Raw genomic sequence first — 18,300 nt, 5'->3', positions numbered from 1 at the left:
TCATTCCCACTCGATCGTCCCCGGCGGCTTCGACGTATAGTCGTAGACGACGCGGTTGATGCCCTGAACTTCGTTGATGATCCGCGTCGCGCAGCGGCTGAGGAAACTCGCGTCGAAGGGATAGATGTCGGCGGTCATCCCGTCGGTCGAGGTGACGGCGCGCAGCGCGCAGACATGGTCGTAGGTGCGCCCGTCGCCCATCACGCCGACGGTCTTGACGGGAAGCAGCACCGCGAACGCCTGCCAGATCGCGTCATAGAGCCCGGCATTGCGGATTTCTTCCAGATACACGGCGTCCGCCTTGCGGAGGATGTCGCAGCGGTCCTTCGACACTTCGCCCGGGATGCGGATCGCGAGGCCGGGGCCGGGGAAGGGGTGGCGGCCGACGAAGATGTCGGGGAGGCCGAGTTCCTTGCCGAGCAGCCGCACCTCGTCCTTGAACAGCTCGCGCAAGGGCTCGACGAGCTTCATGTTCATCCGCTCGGGCAGGCCGCCGACATTGTGGTGGCTCTTGATCGTGACGCTCGGTCCGCCTGTGAACGAAACCGATTCAATCACGTCAGGGTAAAGCGTGCCTTGCGCCAGGAAATCGGCGCCGCCGATCTTCTTCGCTTCCTCCTCGAAGACATTGATGAATTCGGCGCCGATGAACTTGCGCTTCTTCTCGGGGTCGGTGACGCCCTTAAGGCCCGCCATGAAACGCTCCTCGGCGTCCACCACGACGAGCGGGATGTTATAATGGTCGCGGAACAGCCGCTCGACCTGCTCGCGCTCGTTCATGCGCAAGAGGCCATGGTCGACGAAGACGCATGTGAGCTGCTCGCCGATCGCCTCGTGGATCAGCACCGCGGCGACCGCGCTGTCGACCCCGCCCGACAGGCCGCAGAGCACGCGCTGATCGCCGACCTGCGCACGGATTTCGGCGATCTTGGTGGCGCGGAACTCGGCCATCGTCCAGTCGCCCGAGCAGCCGCAGACGTGGCGCACGAAATTGGCGATCAGCTTGGCGCCGTCGGGCGTGTGAACGACCTCGGGATGGAACTGGGTACCGTAATAGCGGCGTTCGTCGTCGGCGATCAGCGCGAAGGGCGCGCCATCGCTGATCGCGACGATGCGGAAACCGGGCGCGAAAGCGGTGACGCGGTCGCCGTGGCTCATCCACACCTGATGCCGCTCGCCGGCTTCCCACAAGCCATCGAACAGCACGCAAGGCTCGGTAACGGTCAGGAAGGCGCGGCCGAACTCGCCGTCGCGTTCGCCATCGGCCCCGCCGGGTTCGACCTGCCCGCCGAGCTGCTGGGTCATCACCTGCTGGCCGTAACAGATGCCGAGGATGGGAAGGCCGCTGTCGAAGATCGATTGCGGCGCGCGCGGGCTGCCGCTCGCGGGGACCGAGGCGGGTGAGCCTGAAAGGATCACGCCCTTGGGCTTCATCCGTTCGAGTGCGGCCTCGGCGGCGCTGAACGGGACGATCTCGCTATAGACGCCGGCTTCGCGGACGCGGCGGGCGATGAGCTGGGTCACCTGGCTGCCGAAATCGACGATCAGGATGGATTCGGGAGCGGCGGAAGAGTCTGGAGTCGGCATGGCAGGCCGATAAGGGCAGCGCGTCATGCTGTCCAGCGGTCGATATCGGCCGTTCGTGGAATGCGCATCGCCCCGACACATTGTTGCGACAATTGCGACATAGGTGAACGCCCGACAAATTATGGTGTCAGGAGGCGTTAAGCCCCGTCATGCCAAGAAAAAACGAAGACAAAAACAAAGGTTCTCCCCCATGAACAATATTCGCCTGTCCATTTCCGTACGCGCTGTCCTGCTTGCGGCCGGGGCCTCGCTCGCGCTGCCGGCGATGGCGGAGGCCCCGATCGGTCCCGTCGCCGTGTCCGCGGTGGCCGAGCAGCCCGCCGAGGCCGCTCCTCCAGCCTCCGCCGACGATGAAGAGGCGTATGACGACTATGACGAGGACGAAATCATCGTCACCGCGCCGCGCCTTGCGGGGCAACTCGCCACCGACATCAGGGCCGAAGCCGAACTCGATGAGGCGGCGATCGCAAGCTATGGCGCCTCGTCGATCGAAGAATTGCTCGAGGCGCTCGAACCCCAGACGCGTTCGGGCCGCGGACGCGGCGGGCGGCCGGTTCTCCTCGTCAACGGGCGGCGCATCTCGGGCTTCGGCGCCGTGCGCAACATTCCGCCCGAAGCGATCGCCAAGGTCGAGATTTTCCCCGAGGAAGTCGCGCTCGAATATGGCTATGCCGCGACCGAGCGCGTCGTCAATTTCGTGCTCAAGCCCGATTTCCGTCAGGTTTCGGTCGAGGCCGAAGCGGGCATTCCGACGCAGGGCGGGCAGTTCAAGAACGAACTCGAACCCGCCTTCATCGCGATCGGCGACAACGGCCGCCTCAATCTCAACGCGAGCTGGGAGCATCAGACGATGCTGCTCGAAAGCGAGCGCGATCTCGTTTACGATGACCCCGTCCTCGCCGCCGGTGCGCCCGCGCGCAGCCTAGCCCCCGCGAGCGACGAATATGTGGTCGACGGCACATTGGTGCGCAACATCGACAAGGTAACCGAGGCGTCGGTCAGCCTGCGTTTCGACCAGACCGACAGCCTGTCGCTGCTCGGCCCGCGCAGCGGCAACCCGGACGATCCGCGCCGCCGCGACAGCCGCGCGCAGAACTGGACCAGTTCGGCGAGCGTCAACGGCATGCTCGGCGACTGGCGCTGGTCGGTCACGGGCAATTATGCCGATGCCGATCAACGCACCTTCACCGAACAGGAAAGCGGCGCGCGCGACCGGTTCGACAGCAGCCAGCAAAGCTTCGGCGCCAACGCCAATATTTCGGGCAGCGTCACCGAAGGCTGGGCGGGCCCGATCCGTGCCTCGATCACCGGCGGCTATAGCGGGCAGCGCTTCGACAGCCGCACCGAACGCGGCATCGACATCACGACGACCGAACTCGCGCGCGACACGCCGAGCGTCTTCGGCTCGCTCACCGTTCCGCTGCTGGATCCCGACTATGAGGTCGGCAACATCGGCCGCCTGTCGCTGACCCTCAACGCCCAGGCCGAGCGGCCGAGCGATTTTTCGGCGCTGACGAGCTGGGGCGCGACGCTGAACTGGGGCCTCACCGACAATCTGTCGCTGCTCGCGAGCTTCGCGAGCGACGAAGCGGCGCCCAGCATGACCCAGCTCGGCGCGGCGCCGCTCGAAACCGAAGGCGTGACCTATTACGACTTCCGGACCGGCCAGACGGTGCTGATCAACACGATCACCGGCGGCAACCCGTTCCTGCTCGCCGAACAGCGGCGCGACCTCAAGGTCGGGTTGAACTGGGAGGTGCCGATGGTCGAGGGGCTGCGCGTCTCGATCGACTACAACCGTAATCAGAGCAATGACACGGCGAACAGCTTCCCGCTGCTGACGCCCGAGATCGAGGCGGCCTTTCCCGACCGCGTGATCCGCGACGACGACGGCACTTTGCTCGCGATCGATCAGCGTCCGGTCAATTTCGAGCGCGCGACCAATTCGCAGATTCGCTGGGGCCTCAATTTCGGCAAGAGCTTCGGCCAGAGCGAAGCGGGCGCGGGTGGCGGCCGCGGGCGCTTCGGCGGCCGCTCCGGCGCCGGCAGCCCGCCCCCGGGCGGCGCGGACGCGCCGCCGCCGCGCGAAGGCGGCGAGGCCGCACCGCCGCCCGCCGAAGGGCGGCGTCCCCCTGCGGAAGCCGGAGAGCGCCGCCGCGGCGGAGGCGGCGGTTTCCGTGGCCGCGGCGGCGGGCGTGGCGGGATGTTCGGCGGCCGGCAGCAGCAGGGCGGGCGCTGGCAGGTATCGCTCTACCACACCATCAAGCTCACCGACAAAGTGCTGATCGGCCCCGGCGTCCCCGAACTCGACCTGTTGAACGGATCGGCGACGGGGAGCGGCGGCGGCGCCAACCGCCATCTCGTCGAACTCGATGGCGGCCTTTTCTACAAGGGCTTCGGCACTCGGGTCAGCGCGAAATATGATAGCGGCAGCAGCATCGTGGGCGGCGCCAACGGCGATCTGAAGTTCCACGATCTCGCGACCTTTAACCTGCGTTTCTTCGCCGATTTCAACCAGATGCCGAAACTGACCGACGATCTGCCCTTCCTGAAGGGATCGCGCCTGCGCCTGTCGGTCAACAATCTGTTCGATGCGCAGCGCAAGGTGACCGATGCGAGCGGCGTCGTGCCGCTGAACTATCAGCCGGGCTATACCGACCCGCTCGGCCGCTATGTCGAACTGGAGTGGCGCAAGGCCTTTTAAGCCTTGGCGGCATGGGTGAGGATGTCGGCCTTGGGGTGGGGAACTGCCGTTGAGCTGTTGAACTGGTTTCCCCTCCCGCAGGCGGGAGGGGCAGCGAAACTTGCGAACTTGTTCGCTAGTTGCAGCGGGGTGGGCAAGCGCAACGTCGCTGCCCACCCCCGGCCCCTCCCGCCTGCGGGAGGGGAGATCAACGGCCGCAATCGGCCGCTTCCTGCCGGCGAGCCTACACCAGTCGTGGCATCGCGGCCGCAGTGTCCCTCACGGGCTCATCCGGAACGAACGTCAGCGCCTTCACGAACTGCGCGGTGCAGTGGGACCAGCTGTAGCGCGCGCCGAGCGCCGCGGCATCATCCCGGTCGCACGTCAGCGCGGCGTCGATCGCGCAGCCCAAATCCTCGTCGAGCGCGCCGGCCCCTTCGCGCACGATGTCGCCGGGCCCCGGCACCGGATAGGCTGCGACGGGCGTGCCGCAGCTCAGCGCCTCGATGATCACAAGCCCGAAAGTGTCGGTACGGCTGGGAAAGACGAAGACGTCGGCGCCGGCATAGGCGGCCGCGAGCGTTTCACCGCCCAGCTTGCCGAGGAAGAGTGCATCGGGATGCCGCGCCTTGAGTTCGTCGAGCGCGGGGCCTTCGCCGACGACGACCTTGGTGCCCGGCCGGTCGCAATCGAGGAAGGCGCCGATATTCTTTTCGACCGCGATGCGTCCGACATAGAGCTGGATCGGCCGCGCCAGCCCCTCATAGGCCGGATGCGACGTGCGGTCGGGGCGGAACAGCTCGTGATCGACCCCCCGTTCCCACATCATCGTCTGATCGAGGCGCTGCTCGGCGAGTTCGCGCGCCAGGCTGCGCGTCGCGACCATGATATGCCGCGCGGGGCGGTGGAACCAGCGGATGAAGCGCCACACGAACGCCGGTGACACTGGAATACGCGCCGCGACATATTCGGGAAAACGCGTGTGATACGCCGTGGTGAACGGAAAGCCGTTCCGCAGGCACCAGCGCCGCGCCGCGAGCCCGAGCGGCCCTTCGGTCGAAATATGGATCGCCTGGGGGGCGAAGGCGCGGATGCGGCGCCCGACCGCGCGCCGGCCGGCGAAGGCGAGGCGGATCTCGGGATAGGAGGGGCAGGGAACCGAGCGGAAGAGGTCGGGCGAGATGACGTGGACCTTATGCCCCGCGGCGCGCAGTTCGGCGATCGTCGCCTGCAGCGTGCGGACGACTCCGTTGACCTGCGGCTCCCACGCGTCGGTGACGATCAATATCCTCATGCGGCGGCGGGTAGCGCCAGCGGCGTCGGCGCGTTGCGGGCGGCGACTTCCTTGGCCCAGTGGAGAATTTCCATGCGTCCGTCATGATGCTCGACGAGCGCGGTGCAGCCCTCGACCCAGTCGCCGTCGTTATAATATTCGGTGCCCTCGATCTCGCGCATCTCGGCGCTGTGGATATGGCCGCACACGACGCCGTCGACCCCGCGCGAGCGCGCGGCATGGGCGACGACTTCCTCGTAGCGGCCGATGAACTGGACCGCGTTCTTGACCTTGTGCTTGGCAACCATCGACAGCGACCAATAGGGCAGGCCAAGGCGGCTGCGGATGGCGTTCACCACCACATTGCACTTCATCAGCGCGGTGTAGGCGGCGTCGCCGACGAAGGCGAGCCAGCGGTGCGCGAGCATCACGGCGTCGAATTCGTCGCCATGGACGACCAGCAGCTTGCGGCCATCGGCGGTCTCGTGGATCGCCTCGCGGCGGATTTCGACGCCGCCGAAATCGAAGCCGTCGAACGGGCGGACCATTTCGTCATGGTTGCCGGGGACATAGACGACGCGCGTGCCGCGCTTCGCGCGCTTGAGCACGCGCCACACCACGTCGTTGTGCTCAGGCGGCCAGAAATGCCGCTTCTTGAGCCGCCAGCCGTCGATGATGTCGCCGACGAGGTAGAGCGTCTCGCAATCGACATGGTCGAAGAAGTCGATCAGCAGCGGCGCGTTGCAGCCGCGCGTGCCGAGGTGGATGTCGCTGACCCACACGGTGCGATAGCTGCGCCGTTCGCCGATCACGCGTTCGGGAATATGCGGGTCGGTCGTGAAGGGATCGGGAAAGCGGGCGGGGATCGGCAGGGTGGAAATCGATGCCATGTCGCACTCCGTAAGCAGCCTTGGCTGCCCACGGCGTAGACAGGAGATTTGTTACAGCGTGCGAATCAAAGCCGCGACAGTTCGGAGAAAGTTCGGGGACGCTTTTGTGACGGCGATCGATCCTCCCTGCCGCGAAGCGGTGGGGAGGTGGCAGCACGAAGCGCTGACGGAGGGGCGAAGACGCTGCCGTCGCTGGCCCCTCCACCACTTGCTTCGCAAGCGGTCCCCCTCCCCATGGCTTCGCCACAGGGAGGATCAAACGCGCCGTATCACCAAATTCCTGATTTCGCTCATATCCTCCATCGCGAAGCGCACGCCCTCGCGCCCGAGGCCGCTGTCCTTGACCCCGCCATAGGGCATATTGTCGACGCGGTAGGAGGAGACGTCGTTGACGACGATGCCGCCGACGTCGAGATGATCCCACGCCTCCAGCACCTTGTGCAGGTCGCGGGTGAAGAGGCCCGCCTGCAGCCCGAACTTGCTGTCGTTGACCTCGGCGAGCGCGGCTTCCCAGTCGGTGAATTTCGACAGGATAACCACCGGGCCGAAGGCTTCCTCGCGCACGACGTCGGTGCCGCCGGGGACGTTTTCGAGCAAGGTCGCCTCGAGCATGTTGCCCGCGCAGCCGCCGCCCGCGAGCAGCGTCGCGCCCGCGGCGACGGCGTCGTCGATCCAGCCCTTGAGGCGCTGGGCCTCCTTCTCCGAAATCATCGGGCCGATGAAGGTGTCGCGATGCTTGGGATCGCCCGATTTCAGCGTCTTGACCTTCGCGGCCAGCATGTCGCGGAACCGGTCGTAAATGTCTTCATGGACGATCGCGCGCTGCACATGGATGCAGCTTTGCCCTGACTGGTAGTAGCCGCCGAAGATGATACGCGCGAGCGCATGGTCGAGATCGGCGTCCCTGTCGACGATCACCGCGGCGTTGCCGCCGAGTTCGAGCACGACCTTCTTCTTGCCCGCCTTCGCCTTCAAATCCCAGCCGACGCCGGGCGAGCCGGTGAAGCTCAGCAGTTTCAGCCGTTCGTCGGTGGTGAAGAGGTCGGCGCCGTCGCGGCTCGCGGGCAATATGCTGAACGCGCCCTCGGGCAATATGTCGCATTCGGCCAGCACCTCGCCCATGATGATTGCACCGAGCGGCGTCATCGAGGCGGGCTTCATCACGAAGGAACAGCCCATCGCGATCGCCGGCGCGATCTTGTGCGCGGCAAGGTTGAGCGGGAAGTTGAACGGCGAGATGAAGCTGCACGGCCCGATCGGCACGCGCTTCCACATCCCCATATAGCCCTTGGCGCGCGCCGAAATGTCGAGCGGCTGCACCTCGCCATAATTGCGCACCGCTTCCTCGGCGGCGATGCGGAAGGTGTCGATCAGGCGGCTGACCTCGCCCTCCGAATCCGCAATCGGCTTGCCCGCCTCGACGCAGAGCGCATAGGCGAGTTCGTCGAACCGCTCCTGAAACCGCGTCACGCAATGCGTCAGAACGTCGCGCTTCTCGAAGCTCGCGAGCCGCGCCATCGGCTCGGCGGCGCGCACGGCGCCCGCGATCGCTTCGTCGATCACGTCGGGGGTGGCGAGCGCGGTGCGGAAGGCGACCTCGCCGGTATATTTGTCGGTGACGACGAGGTCGGTGTTCGGCTGCGCCGCCTTGTTGTTGAGGTAGAGCGGGTAGACGTCCTTGAGTTTCATTCGCTTACTCCGTCCTCCCGCTGGCGGGAGGGGGCGTTCAGAGACACGTGACTCTGAACGCGGGTGGGCCAGCAGCGGTGCGGATGCCCACCCCGCTGCGACTAGCGAGCAGGCTCGCAAGTCTCGCTGCCCCTCCCGCCTGCGGGAGGGGATGAAAGCTTATAATTCCTTCGACAGCTTCTTGATGTCGTTGTTCAAAATCTGGTCATTCTCCGAATAATCGACCGGGCAATCGATCAGATGCACGCCCGGCGTATCGAGACAATGCGCGAGCAGTTCCTTGAGATGCGCCGCGCTCTCCACACGGTGCCCCTTCGCGCCATAGCTTTCGGCATATTTGACGAAATCGGGGTTGCCATAGGTCAGGCCCCAATCCTTGAAGCCCATGTTCGCCTGCTTCCAGCGGATCATGCCATAGCTGTTGTCGTTCAAGATCAGCACGGTGATGTTGAGGCCGAGGCGCACCGCGGTCTCCATCTCCTGGCTGTTCATCATAAAGCCGCCGTCGCCGCAGATCGCCATGACCTTGCGCCCCGGATAGACCATCGCCGACATCATCGCGCTGGGCAGCCCGGCGCCCATCGTCGCGAGCGCATTGTCGAGCAGCACGGTATTGGGCTTGCACGCGGTATAGCCGCGCGCGAACCAGATTTTGTAGACGCCATTGTCGAGGCAGATGATCCCGTCGTCGGGCATCGCGCCGCGGACCGACTGCACCAGATGCGGCGGAAAGATCGGGAAGCGTTCATCCTTCGCCAGCGATGCGGTATGCTCGACCTCGGCCTTGCGATAGGCGAGCAGATGGTCGAATTTCCAGCCGCCGTTGGGGACGATATCCTCCTTCATCTGCCACACCGCATTGGCGATGTCGCCGATCACCTCGATGTCGGGGAAATAGACCGGATCGACCTCGGCGGTCTTTGTCGAGACGTGGATCACGGTCGGCCCGCCGCGCTGCATGAAGAAGGGCGGCTTTTCGATCACGTCGTGGCCGAGGTTGACGATGCAGTCCGACGCCTCGACCGCGCGGTGGACGAAATCGCCCGCCGATAGCGCCGCGCAGCCGAGGAATTTCGGATGGCGCTCGTCGATCACCCCCTTGCCGAGCTGCGTCGTCAGGAACGGAATGCCCGTCTTTTCGATGAACTGCAGCAGCATGCGGCTGGTCATCGTGCGGTTCGCGCCCGCGCCGATCACCAGCACCGGCGAAGTCGCATTCTCGAGCGCCTTCACCGCCTCGCGGATCGATTTCACGTCCGCTGTAGGACGGCGCGAGTGGCTGCGCTTGAGCGGCGTCGAATCGGTATGCTCGTCGGCGATATCCTCGGGCAGTTCGATATGCACCGCGCCGGGCTTTTCCTCTTCGGCGAGGCGGAAGGCCTCGCGCACGCGGCTCGGGATATTGTCGCTGCTCGCCATCTGGTGCGTATATTTGGTGATCGGCCCCATCATCGCGACGACGTCGAGGATCTGGAAACGCCCCTGCTTCGACTTCTTGATCGGCTTTTGCCCGGTGATCATCATCATCGGCATCCCGCCCAATTGCGCATAGGCCGCGGCGGTGACGAAGTTGGTCGCGCCGGGACCCAATGTCGCGAGGCAGACGCCCGTCTTGCCGGTGTGGCGGCCATAGGTCGCGGCCATGAAGCCCGCGCCCTGCTCGTGCCGCGTCAGGATCAGCTTGATCTTGGTCGAGCGCGACAGGCTGTCGAGGAAATCGAGATTTTCTTCGCCCGGAACGCCGAAAATATATTCGACGCCTTCTTCCTCAAGGCATTCGATGAACAGATCGGATGCTTTTTTCATGTGTCAGTCGCCCCTTTAGCCACGCATCACCCGCGATGCGGCCCCAAGTCATGCCGGCGACCCCTCAGCACTATGTCGCTGCAACGGGGCTCGTCTCAGGCCGCGAGTCCCTGCTGCATCGGGAAGGGTTTGTAACGAGGGGGAAAGACGTTGTCACCCCGACCCCGCAGAGCTCAGTCGATGTCGAACAGCCCCGCCAGCTGCTCGACCATCGTCCCGCCCAATTGTTCGGCGTCCATGATCGTCACCGCGCGGCTGTAATAGCGCGTCACGTCGTGGCCGATACCGATCGCGCAGAGTTCGACCGGCGAGCGGTTTTCGATCCATTCGATCACCTGGCGCAGATGCTGGTCGAGATAGGCGCCGTGGTTCACCGACAGCGTGCTGTCGTCGACCGGCGCGCCGTCGCTGATCACCATCAGGATGCGGCGCTCCTCGGGCCGGTTGATGATGCGCTGGTGCGCCCACATCAGCGCCTCGCCGTCGATATTCTCCTTGAGCAGCCCCTCGCGCATCATCAGCCCCAGCGACTTGCGCGCGCGGCGATAGGGCTCGTCGGCGGGCTTGTAGATGATATGGCGGAGATCGTTGAGGCGGCCGGGGTGCGGCGGGCGCCCCGCGGCGAGCCAGTCCTCGCGGCTCTGTCCGCCCTTCCACGTCCGCGTCGTGAAGCCGAGGATTTCGGTCTTCACGCCGCAGCGTTCGAGCGTGCGCGCGAGGATGTCGGCGCTGATCGCGGCGATACTGATCGGACGCCCGCGCATCGAGCCCGAATTGTCGATCAGCAAGGTGACGACGGTGTCGCGGAAGTCGGTGTCGCGCTCGATCTTGTAGGAAAGCGACTGGCCGGGCGAGACGATGACGCGCGCGAGCCGCGCGGCGTCGAGCTGGCCTTCCTCCTGATCGAAATCCCATGCGCGGTTCTGCTGCGCCATCAAGCGGCGTTGGAGGCGGTTCGCGAGCTTGGTCACCGCGCCCTGCAGATGCGTCATCTGCTGGTCGAGATAGGCGCGCAGCCGCGTCAGTTCGTCGGCATCGCACAGCTCGGTCGCGGCGACGATCTCGTCATGTTTTTCGGTGAAGCGCAGATAGTTGAAATCGGGAATGTCGCTCGGCAGGCGGTTGGGACGCACGGGTAGCATGCCCTCGTCGCCTTCGCCGCCCATTTCGGGCTCCCCGTCGGCTTCCATTTCCTGCGCGTCGGGGTCGCTGTCGCCATCGTCGGCCTGATCGCCCGCCATTTCGGCGCGCGCGTCGACCTGGCTTTCGCCGGCGCCGCCGTCTTCGCTTTCCTGCTCTTCCTGACTCTCTTCGGCTTCGGTCTCGTCCTGCTCGCCGCCGTCCTCGCTGCCTTCTTCGAGCGGCTCGTCGCTGTGGATGAGGTCGAGGTGGCGGAGCGCGAGCTTCGCGGTTTCGGCAAAGGCGGCCTGATCGTCGAGCAGCATCGACAGCGCGGTGAGGTCGCCGCCGGCTTCCTTGGCGATCCATTCGCGCACCAGCGACAGGCCGGTTTCGGTCCCTTGCGGCGCCTGTTCGCCGGTCAACGCCTCGCGCAGCATCAGCTCGAGCGCGCTCGAGATCGGCACGTCCTCGCGGCTTTGCGCGCGGCTGATCGGATCGCTGCGCATCCGCATCTGGAGGCTGGCGGCCAGGTTGCTGCGCATCCCGTCCATGTGGCGCGCGCCCAATGCCTCGATCCGCGCGCGCTCCATCGCATCGAACGCGGCGGCTGCGAGCGGCTCGGCGGGGCGCGCGGCATTGTGGATCTTGTCGCTGTGATGCTTCATGCGCAGGGCATAGGAATCGGCAAAGCCGCGTGCTTCGGCGACCTGGTCGGCGGGCAGGGTGCGCGACGGCGTCGGCACCTTGATCGCCTTGCCGATCTGCGCGGGCGCGTCGGCGGTAAAGCCCACCTCGACCTCGGCATCGCGCGTCACCGCGCGCGCGACACTCGACAGCGCGGCCTTGAAATCGTCGAGGGGGGAGGAAGCGGTCATCGAGTCGGCTCTAACCAGCTTTGGGTGCCGAAGGAAGAGGATGCCGTCACGCATGCCATAATCGTCACCCCGGACTTGATCCGGGGTCCCGCTTCTTTACGGTGCTGAGCGGGACCCCGGATCAAGTCCGGGGTGACGAAAGAGGGAATGGGCGCGACCATAGCTAAGCTCGCTTGACGGAAACGGAAGGCAGGCGCATCGGCAAAGGTATGAGCTCCCCCGCACTCTCCCCCATGAAGCGCCCGTGGATCGTCATCGCCTGCGCGGCTTTCATCGTCACGCTGGCGATGGGCGTGCGCCAGTCCTTCGGCCTGTTCCTGCCGCAGATGAGCGTCGATATCGGGATCAGCCGTTCCGATTTCGGGCTCGCGATGGCGCTCCAGAATCTGCTGTTCGGGCTCGTGCAGCCGTTCGTCGGCGCGCTCGCGGACAAGCATGGCGCGGGGCGCGTCGTCTTTTTCGGGGCGCTCCTCTACGCGCTCGGGCTGATCGGCGCCGCCTTCGCGACCGACGCGATCGGGCTCCATATCAGCTTCGGCATCTTCATCGGCATGGCGCAGTCGGCGACGACCTTCGTCGTCGTATTGGGCGCGGTCGGGCGCGTCGTCAGCCCCGAAAAGCGCAGCGGCGCCTTCGGCATCGTCACCGCGGGCGGGTCGCTCGGCCAGTTCCTCGTCGTGCCCTTCGCGTCGATGCTGCTCGGCGACGTCGGCTATCACCAGACCTTGTGGATCATGGCGGGGCTCGTCGCGCTGTGCGGACTGCTCGCGATCGGCGTCGCGGGGCGCACCGACGCACCGGGCACGCTGCTGCTCGATGAACAGCAGACCGCGAGCGAGGCGCTTCGCGAAGCCGCGGTCCATCGCGGCTATTGGCTGCTCAACGCGGGCTTCTTCGTCTGCGGCTTCCATATCGCCTTCATCGCGACGCATCTGCCCGCCTATCTCGACGACAAGGGGCTGGGGATCGAGATCGGCGCGCAGGTGCTCGCGCTGGTCGGCTTGTTCAATATCCTCGGCTCCTATGTCTTCGGCCGCGCGGGCGACCTGCTGCGCCAGAAATATGTGCTGTCGGCGCTCTATACCGCGCGCTCGGCGGTGATCGCGCTGTTCCTCTTCCTGCCGCTCAGTCATGCCAGCGCGCTCGCCTTTGCGGGGGCGATGGGCTTTCTGTGGCTCGGCACGGTGCCGCTCACCAGCGGTATCGTCGGGCGCGTCTTCGGCGTCCGCTATCTCTCGATGCTCTATGGCATCGTCTTTTTGAGCCATCAGCTCGGCAGCTTTTTCGGCGCGTGGATGGCGGGGCTGATCTTCGATGCGACCGGCAGCTACAATATCGCCTGGGGCTTCTCGATCGCGCTCGGGCTGTTCGCCGGCCTCGTTCACCTGCCGATCGCCGATGCACCCGTCAAACGGCTGGAGCCGGCGTGAGGCTCCAGCGGCAGGACTGGATCGCGCTCGCGCTGTTCGTCGCCGTCGCGCTCGGCGGACTGTGGCTCTGGACCGGCGCGGGGCCGGTCGTCTGGCTCACCAACTTCGCGATCATGTGCGGCTTTTAGAGGCTATTCGGGCGCTTCGGTTTCGGGCGTCCGGTGGCAGATCGCGTCGTCGCCGTTCTCCGGCAGGGCGGGGTCTGGCAACAGCCGGAACACATGCGCCAGATGCGTCGCAACGCGCTCGGGCCGGGTGCGCTTGTTCGCGACGACGTCGATAAAATCACGGCAGACGGCGGCGCTGCGCAGGAAATTGCTGTGTCCTGTCGATCCGCGCGATACGTCGGTCGTGTCGATCACGGTCAGCCCGGCGCGTGCGGCGGGATAGCAACGTTCGGGGAGCCCCTTGGCTTTCAGTTCGGTGGCCTCGAACGGATCGAAGCAATAGGGCGAACCGAGCCGCGGATAGCCATGGATCGCGCGCGACGCGGCGAGCGCCTTGTCGGCGCGTGAGACATAGGCGGTGATCCGGCGATCGTTGGCGACGCGCCGCGCCGACAGCACTTCCGCCTCGATGTCGCGCTCGAACGTCTCGCGGTCGATGTCGGGCGAGGCGAGGATGATGTTCGAGATATTGCTGCTGTCGGCGCTGCTCGACGTGCGGTCGACATAGGCGACCGCGGGGATGACCAGCCGCGCGCCGAGCGAGTGCGAGACGAGGACAATCTCCTTGACCCAGCTCTGTTCGGCGAGCGATTTCAGGAAATCGCGGAAATTGCGGACGTCGTGATACATGTTCGTCTCGTCGACGACATAGCTCAGGATCTTGCCCTGCGACGGCCAGCTATATTCGATGATCGGCCCGTCGAAGCCCGTCATCCGCGCGATCTGCGCCGCGTCCTTCGAGGTCGTGTTGAAATTCTCGCGATAGCCGTGGACATAGAGCAGCACGCGGCCCTGCTTGCGGTCGGTCTCGGCCTGCAATGCTCGCCACCAGTCGGCCGGGGCCTGAAAGGCGAGGGGGGTGAGGAATTTCTCCTTCTTGCCGACCGTGACGTCGCGCGGCGCGTTGAAGCGGCCATAGCGCACCCGGTCGCCGCGGTGGCGCAGCAGTTCGATCTCGCTCGTGCGGCAATCGGGCAGGCGGCTCGTCGCGAAGAAAAAGGGCAGCGCCTCGCCATCGACCACCGCGCCCGGCTGCGCGGTGCAGCGCGGGTCGGCGACATAATCGGCGTGGCGGATTTTGCCGTAATCGACCGCCGCGATGCTGCATCCCGATAGCGTCAGCGCGGCGCAGGACGCCACCGCGAGGTGGCGCGCGCGCATCACTTGCCGATCGCGCTCTCAGGCAAATCCTCGCCGAACACGCGCTGATAATACTCGGCGACGATCATCCGCTCGGCCTCGTCGCACTTGTTGAGGAAGCTGAGGCGGAAGGCGAAGCCGATATTATTGAAGATCGCGGTGTTCTGCGCCCAGCTGATCACCGTGCGCGGCGACATCACGGTCGAGATGTCGCCATTGATGAAGCCCTGGCGCGTGAGGTCCGCGACCTTCACCATATTGGCGACGGTCGTCTCGTCGGTGTCGGGCACCTTGGCGAGGATGATTGCGCTCTCGGTCGCGGCGGGCAGATAGTTCAGCGTGACGACGATGTTCCAGCGGTCCATCTGGCCCTGGTTGATCTGCTGCGTCCCGTGATAGAGCCCGCTCGTGTCGCCGAGCCCGACGGTGTTCGCGGTCGAGAAGAGGCGGAAATGCGGGTTCGGGCGGATCACGCGGTTCTGGTCGAGCAGGGTGAGCTTGCCCTCGGTCTCGAGCACGCGCTGGATCACGAACATCACGTCGGGACGGCCCGCGTCATATTCGTCGAAGACGAGCGCGGTCGGCGTCTGCAGCGCCCAGGGGAGCAGGCCTTCGCGGAATTCGGTGACCTGCTGGCCGTCGCGCAGCACGATCGCGTCGCGGCCGACGAGGTCGATGCGGCTGATATGCGCGTCGAGGTTGACGCGGATGCACGGCCATTTGAGGCGGGCGGCGACCTGTTCGATATGCGTCGACTTACCGGTGCCGTGATAGCCCTGCACCATCACGCGGCGGTTGTATTTGAAGCCCGCGAGGATCGCGAGCGTCGTGTCGCCGTCGAAGACGTAAGCCGGATCGAGGTCGGGGACGCGCTCGTCAGCCTCGCTGAATGCGGGGACCTTCATGTCGATGTCGACCCCGAAGACCTCGCGCGCGTCGACCTCGACATCGGGCGCCGCGAGCAGCGTCGAGCCGTGGTGATCGGGAAGGCTGTTCGGAATATCGGTCATCTTCGTCGCTTTCAAATCTCATTCCCTTCTCCCTTGAGGGGGAGAAGGATACGCAGCCTTATCGCGAAGCGATTAGGCGAAGTTGGATGAGGGTGGACGAAGCGGAGCTTCGCGCGAGCCCCGAGGCTCGCATACCCCTCACCCAGCTTCGACTAGGCAGCAAGCTGCCAAGTCTTCGCAACCCTCTCCCCCAAGGGGAGAGGGATATGGGGAGAGTCGCCGCCGGGCGGCGCTTCGGCTGTCGCGGTATAGCGACGGGTTGCGCCTTGCAACGCCTTTTCAGAAGAGACCGAGCGCCTTCATCACCGCCGACTGGTCGTAATAGGGGCGCTCGCAGGCGATCTTGTCGCTGCCGGGGGCGAATTCGAAGCTCGCCGCCATGCGGATGCGGAACGCCTTGCCGGTCGCCTCGATCGTGCGCAGGCCGAGCTTCAGCGGGCCGAGATGCGTGCCGGTCAGCCAGAATTCGACGAGCACCGTGTTCGTCGCGGCGTCGGCGGCGATCGCGATCACCTCATTCGCCTGATCGGGAAAGGGTTCGCGCGACGAGGCGAAATAGGAGCGCACCGCCGCCTCGCCGTCGAAGATCGTGCCGGGTCCCATCAATTCGTAGCGCGGATGGTCGAAGGTCGCGAGGACGCCGTCCCAGTCGTGCGTGATCTCGAGCGCCATATGGCGGCGCACCACCTCGATCCGTGCTTCGTTCAGGTCGGTCATTGCGCCTCTCCTATGCGAAAGCCTTGCTCTTCCTCAGCAACTGATAGGCTTCGACTACCGCACCCAGCCGCGTTTCGAAACTGCGATCGCCGCCATTCCGGTCGGGATGATATCTGCGCACCAGCTCGCTGTAGCGGCGGCGGAGCGCGGCGCGATCGGCGTCGGCGGAAAGGCCGAGCAACTGCATCGCGTCATGTTCCTCGCGCGACATGCCGGGATTCGCCGCCTCGCGCCGCGCTGCGTCCATGCGTTGGCGGAACCGTGCGCCGAGCGCATCCATCGGGTCGCGGAAATCGGCCCAGCGCGGCGGCAGGTCGGCGCTGCCCGCGGGGCGAAAGGCGCGGCTTTCGGTTTCCCAGCCGGCGGTCGGCGACTGCGCGGCCATGATCTGGTCGGCGCTCATGCCTTCGAAGAAATTATAGCCCGCGTTGAACTCGCGCACATGGTCGAGGCAGAGCCAGCGATAGGGCGGCGGCCCGTCGGGCGAGCGGTGCGACGAGACCGGCGCGCGAAACTCTCCCGCCTCGCGGCAGCCGGGCGCGGCGCAGCGTTCCTCGCGCGGAACGCGGCCATGGAATCGGGTCGGGCGAGCGGAAGACGGCACAAGGGGCTTTCGGAATCGGGGGTCGGACTATCCTTCGGGAGGTCTTATAATTTGGCGACGGAGGGCTTATGGTCAAGCCCATGAGGAACAAAGGTCCCGTACAGCAAGAGATGGAAAGCCTGCTCGCCGCAGCCTTTCCCGATGCGAATTTCATCCTCAGCAACGACAGTGCGAGCCATCACGGCCATATGGGCGACGACGGCAGCGGCGAGTCGCATTTCAGCCTGAACATCGAGTGGGCGGGCTTCGCCGGAATGAACCGCGTCGCGCGCCAGCGCACGGTGAACAAGGCGCTCGGCGACCTGCCGGGACAGCGCGTCCATGCGCTCGCGATCAAGGCCGTGGCGCCGGGAGAATGAACATGATCGTCATCACCCCTTCGACCCACGACATCGGCGCCTTCGACGTGCGCCGGACCTTGCCGAACAAGGCGCGGACGATGGTCGGCCCCTTCATCTTCGTCGACCAGTTCGGCCCCGCACATTTCGACATCGGGCAGGGCATGGACGTGCGCCCGCACCCGCATATCAACCTGTCGACTTTGACCTATCTCTTCGAAGGCGCGATCGACCATCGCGACAGCCTCGGCACCTATGCGACGATCCGCCCCGGCGCGTGCAATTTGATGACCGCGGGGCGCGGCATCGTCCATTCCGAGCGCACGCCGCAAGCCGAGCGCGCCACCGGGTCGGGCATTTCGGGCATGCAGACCTGGCTCGCGCTGCCCGACGGCAAGGAAGAGGTCGACCCGGCGTTCGAGCATGTTGCCGCCGATCAGCTGCCGCTGGTCGAGGACGGCAATGTCTCGGCGCGCGTGATCATGGGCAGCCTGTGGGGCGCGACCGCGCCGACGACGCAGCACGCCGCGACCATCTATGCCGACATATTGATGAACGCCGGGGCGACCTTGCCGATCGACGCCGAGGCCGACGAGCGCGCGGTGCTCGTCGCGCTCGGCGATGCGAGCCTCGATGGCGAGGCGCTCGACCGCCATAGCCTTTATATCCTGAAACCCGGACAGGCAATGACACTGCGCGCCGACAGCGACGCGCGCGTGATGCTGATGGGCGGCGAGGCGTTCACGACGCCGCGCCATGTGTGGTGGAATTTCGTCAGCTCGTCGCGCGACCGCATCAACGAGGCGAAGGCGGAATGGAAGGAACGCAAATTCCCGCTGGTTCCCGGCGATAGCGAAGAGTTCATCCCGATACCCGAGGTGCCGAAGACGGTGAGCTATCCATAGGGGTCCGATTTTGGCCGGAAGCGGACGTTCTTCTCCCCTCCCGCTTGCGGGAGGGGCTGGGGGT

At 65.7% G+C, this 18,300-nt stretch carries 15 protein-coding genes; 5 read left to right on the top strand and 10 right to left on the bottom strand.

All coding sequences use genetic code 11. The features are described from left to right. On the bottom strand, nucleotides 1-1,587 hold the full coding sequence (guaA, locus tag QZL87_RS12715; protein WP_295319936.1) for a glutamine-hydrolyzing GMP synthase: 1,587 nt from the start codon (nucleotides 1,585-1,587) through the stop codon (nucleotides 1-3). A 190-nt stretch (nucleotides 1,588-1,777) separates the two neighbouring features. Between guaA and QZL87_RS12710 the strand changes: the two genes are divergently transcribed. After that, complete coding sequence (locus QZL87_RS12710; RefSeq protein ID WP_295319933.1) at nucleotides 1,778-4,291, top strand: ABC transporter ATP-binding protein; 2,514 nt, start codon at nucleotides 1,778-1,780, stop codon at nucleotides 4,289-4,291. Between the two features lie 223 nt (nucleotides 4,292-4,514). On the opposite strand, the gene QZL87_RS12705 is transcribed toward QZL87_RS12710, so the two are convergent. From QZL87_RS12705 to cobT, 5 genes are all read right to left on the bottom strand, one after another. Next, nucleotides 4,515-5,564: a glycosyltransferase family 1 protein gene (locus QZL87_RS12705; RefSeq protein ID WP_295319930.1), complete on the bottom strand. Its 1,050-nt coding sequence runs from the start codon at nucleotides 5,562-5,564 to the stop codon at nucleotides 4,515-4,517. Further along, a complete protein-coding gene (locus tag QZL87_RS12700; RefSeq protein WP_295319928.1) occupies nucleotides 5,561-6,433 on the bottom strand; it encodes a UDP-2,3-diacylglucosamine diphosphatase in 873 nt (290 codons plus the stop codon). The genes QZL87_RS12705 and QZL87_RS12700 overlap by 4 nt, the downstream gene beginning before the upstream one ends. Before the next feature lie 255 nt (nucleotides 6,434-6,688). Continuing rightward, nucleotides 6,689-8,122, bottom strand: coding sequence for an aldehyde dehydrogenase family protein (locus QZL87_RS12695; protein ID WP_295319926.1), 1,434 nt, complete (start codon nucleotides 8,120-8,122; stop codon nucleotides 6,689-6,691). A 159-nt stretch (nucleotides 8,123-8,281) separates the two neighbouring features. Then, nucleotides 8,282-9,928 (bottom strand): acetolactate synthase large subunit, encoded by a 1,647-nt coding sequence (locus QZL87_RS12690; RefSeq protein ID WP_295319923.1) that lies wholly within the window; start codon nucleotides 9,926-9,928, stop codon nucleotides 8,282-8,284. A 173-nt stretch (nucleotides 9,929-10,101) separates the two neighbouring features. Next, nucleotides 10,102-11,925 carry a cobaltochelatase subunit CobT gene (cobT, locus tag QZL87_RS12685; protein ID WP_295319921.1) on the bottom strand — a complete coding sequence of 608 codons (1,824 nt, stop codon included), beginning with the start codon at nucleotides 11,923-11,925 and terminating at the stop codon, nucleotides 10,102-10,104. A 233-nt stretch (nucleotides 11,926-12,158) separates the two neighbouring features. Between cobT and QZL87_RS12680 the strand changes: the two genes are divergently transcribed. Both QZL87_RS12680 and QZL87_RS12675 read left to right on the top strand, forming a co-directional pair. Then, nucleotides 12,159-13,355 carry an MFS transporter gene (locus QZL87_RS12680; protein WP_295319919.1) on the top strand — a complete coding sequence of 399 codons (1,197 nt, stop codon included), beginning with the start codon at nucleotides 12,159-12,161 and terminating at the stop codon, nucleotides 13,353-13,355. Next, the gene (locus tag QZL87_RS12675) at nucleotides 13,352-13,483 is read left to right on the top strand and encodes a hypothetical protein (RefSeq protein ID WP_295319917.1); all 132 of its coding nucleotides are present in this window, start codon (nucleotides 13,352-13,354) and stop codon (nucleotides 13,481-13,483) included. Before QZL87_RS12680 ends, QZL87_RS12675 begins: the two co-directional genes overlap by 4 nt. Before the next feature lie 3 nt (nucleotides 13,484-13,486). Here QZL87_RS12675 and QZL87_RS12670 read toward each other — a convergent pair whose 3' ends face one another. The 4 genes from QZL87_RS12670 to QZL87_RS12655 all read right to left on the bottom strand — a co-directional run bounded on the left by QZL87_RS12670 (nucleotide 13,487) and on the right by QZL87_RS12655 (nucleotide 16,993). After that, on the bottom strand, nucleotides 13,487-14,683 hold the full coding sequence (locus QZL87_RS12670; protein ID WP_295319915.1) for an alpha/beta hydrolase: 1,197 nt from the start codon (nucleotides 14,681-14,683) through the stop codon (nucleotides 13,487-13,489). Beyond that, nucleotides 14,683-15,672, bottom strand: coding sequence for a cobaltochelatase subunit CobS (cobS, locus tag QZL87_RS12665; protein WP_295319913.1), 990 nt, complete (start codon nucleotides 15,670-15,672; stop codon nucleotides 14,683-14,685). The genes QZL87_RS12670 and cobS overlap by 1 nt, the downstream gene beginning before the upstream one ends. A gap of 279 nt (nucleotides 15,673-15,951) precedes the next feature. Then, nucleotides 15,952-16,389, bottom strand: a complete 438-nt coding sequence (locus QZL87_RS12660; protein ID WP_295319910.1) for a nuclear transport factor 2 family protein — start codon at nucleotides 16,387-16,389, stop codon at nucleotides 15,952-15,954. Between the two features lie 10 nt (nucleotides 16,390-16,399). Further along, nucleotides 16,400-16,993: a J domain-containing protein gene (locus QZL87_RS12655; RefSeq protein WP_295319908.1), complete on the bottom strand. Its 594-nt coding sequence runs from the start codon at nucleotides 16,991-16,993 to the stop codon at nucleotides 16,400-16,402. Between the two features lie 110 nt (nucleotides 16,994-17,103). Here QZL87_RS12655 and QZL87_RS12650 point away from each other — a divergent pair, with 110 nt between their 5' ends. Beyond that, nucleotides 17,104-17,352 carry a BolA family protein gene (locus tag QZL87_RS12650; RefSeq protein ID WP_295319906.1) on the top strand — a complete coding sequence of 83 codons (249 nt, stop codon included), beginning with the start codon at nucleotides 17,104-17,106 and terminating at the stop codon, nucleotides 17,350-17,352. Further along, on the top strand, nucleotides 17,349-18,236 hold the full coding sequence (locus tag QZL87_RS12645; protein ID WP_295319904.1) for a pirin family protein: 888 nt from the start codon (nucleotides 17,349-17,351) through the stop codon (nucleotides 18,234-18,236). Before QZL87_RS12650 ends, QZL87_RS12645 begins: the two co-directional genes overlap by 4 nt. Nucleotides 18,237-18,300 lie beyond the last annotated feature (64 nt).

This window comes from uncultured Sphingopyxis sp. (assembly GCF_900078365.1).
Classification (GTDB): domain Bacteria; phylum Pseudomonadota; class Alphaproteobacteria; order Sphingomonadales; family Sphingomonadaceae; genus Sphingopyxis.
This window is presented reverse-complemented; position numbering and strand designations above follow the sequence as displayed.

Bases quoted from the DNA above. Each gene is read 5' to 3' on its own strand.
- QZL87_RS12690 (WP_295319923.1), bottom strand. From the start codon at position 9,928: ATGAAAAAAGCATCCGATCTGTTCATCGAATGCCTTGAGGAAGAAGGC.
- QZL87_RS12700 (WP_295319928.1), bottom strand. From the start codon at position 6,433: ATGGCATCGATTTCCACCCTGCCGATCCCCGCCCGCTTTCCCGATCCC.
- cobT (WP_295319921.1), bottom strand. From the start codon at position 11,925: ATGACCGCTTCCTCCCCCCTCGACGATTTCAAGGCCGCGCTGTCGAGT.
- QZL87_RS12695 (WP_295319926.1), bottom strand. From the start codon at position 8,122: ATGAAACTCAAGGACGTCTACCCGCTCTACCTCAACAACAAGGCGGCG.
- cobS (WP_295319913.1), bottom strand. From the start codon at position 15,672: ATGACCGATATTCCGAACAGCCTTCCCGATCACCACGGCTCGACGCTG.
- QZL87_RS12660 (WP_295319910.1), bottom strand. From the start codon at position 16,389: ATGACCGACCTGAACGAAGCACGGATCGAGGTGGTGCGCCGCCATATG.
- QZL87_RS12710 (WP_295319933.1), top strand. From the start codon at position 1,778: ATGAACAATATTCGCCTGTCCATTTCCGTACGCGCTGTCCTGCTTGCG.
- guaA (WP_295319936.1), bottom strand. From the start codon at position 1,587: ATGCCGACTCCAGACTCTTCCGCCGCTCCCGAATCCATCCTGATCGTC.
- QZL87_RS12705 (WP_295319930.1), bottom strand. From the start codon at position 5,564: ATGAGGATATTGATCGTCACCGACGCGTGGGAGCCGCAGGTCAACGGA.
- QZL87_RS12650 (WP_295319906.1), top strand. From the start codon at position 17,104: ATGGAAAGCCTGCTCGCCGCAGCCTTTCCCGATGCGAATTTCATCCTC.
- QZL87_RS12670 (WP_295319915.1), bottom strand. From the start codon at position 14,683: ATGCGCGCGCGCCACCTCGCGGTGGCGTCCTGCGCCGCGCTGACGCTA.
- QZL87_RS12645 (WP_295319904.1), top strand. From the start codon at position 17,349: ATGAACATGATCGTCATCACCCCTTCGACCCACGACATCGGCGCCTTC.
- QZL87_RS12680 (WP_295319919.1), top strand. From the start codon at position 12,159: ATGAAGCGCCCGTGGATCGTCATCGCCTGCGCGGCTTTCATCGTCACG.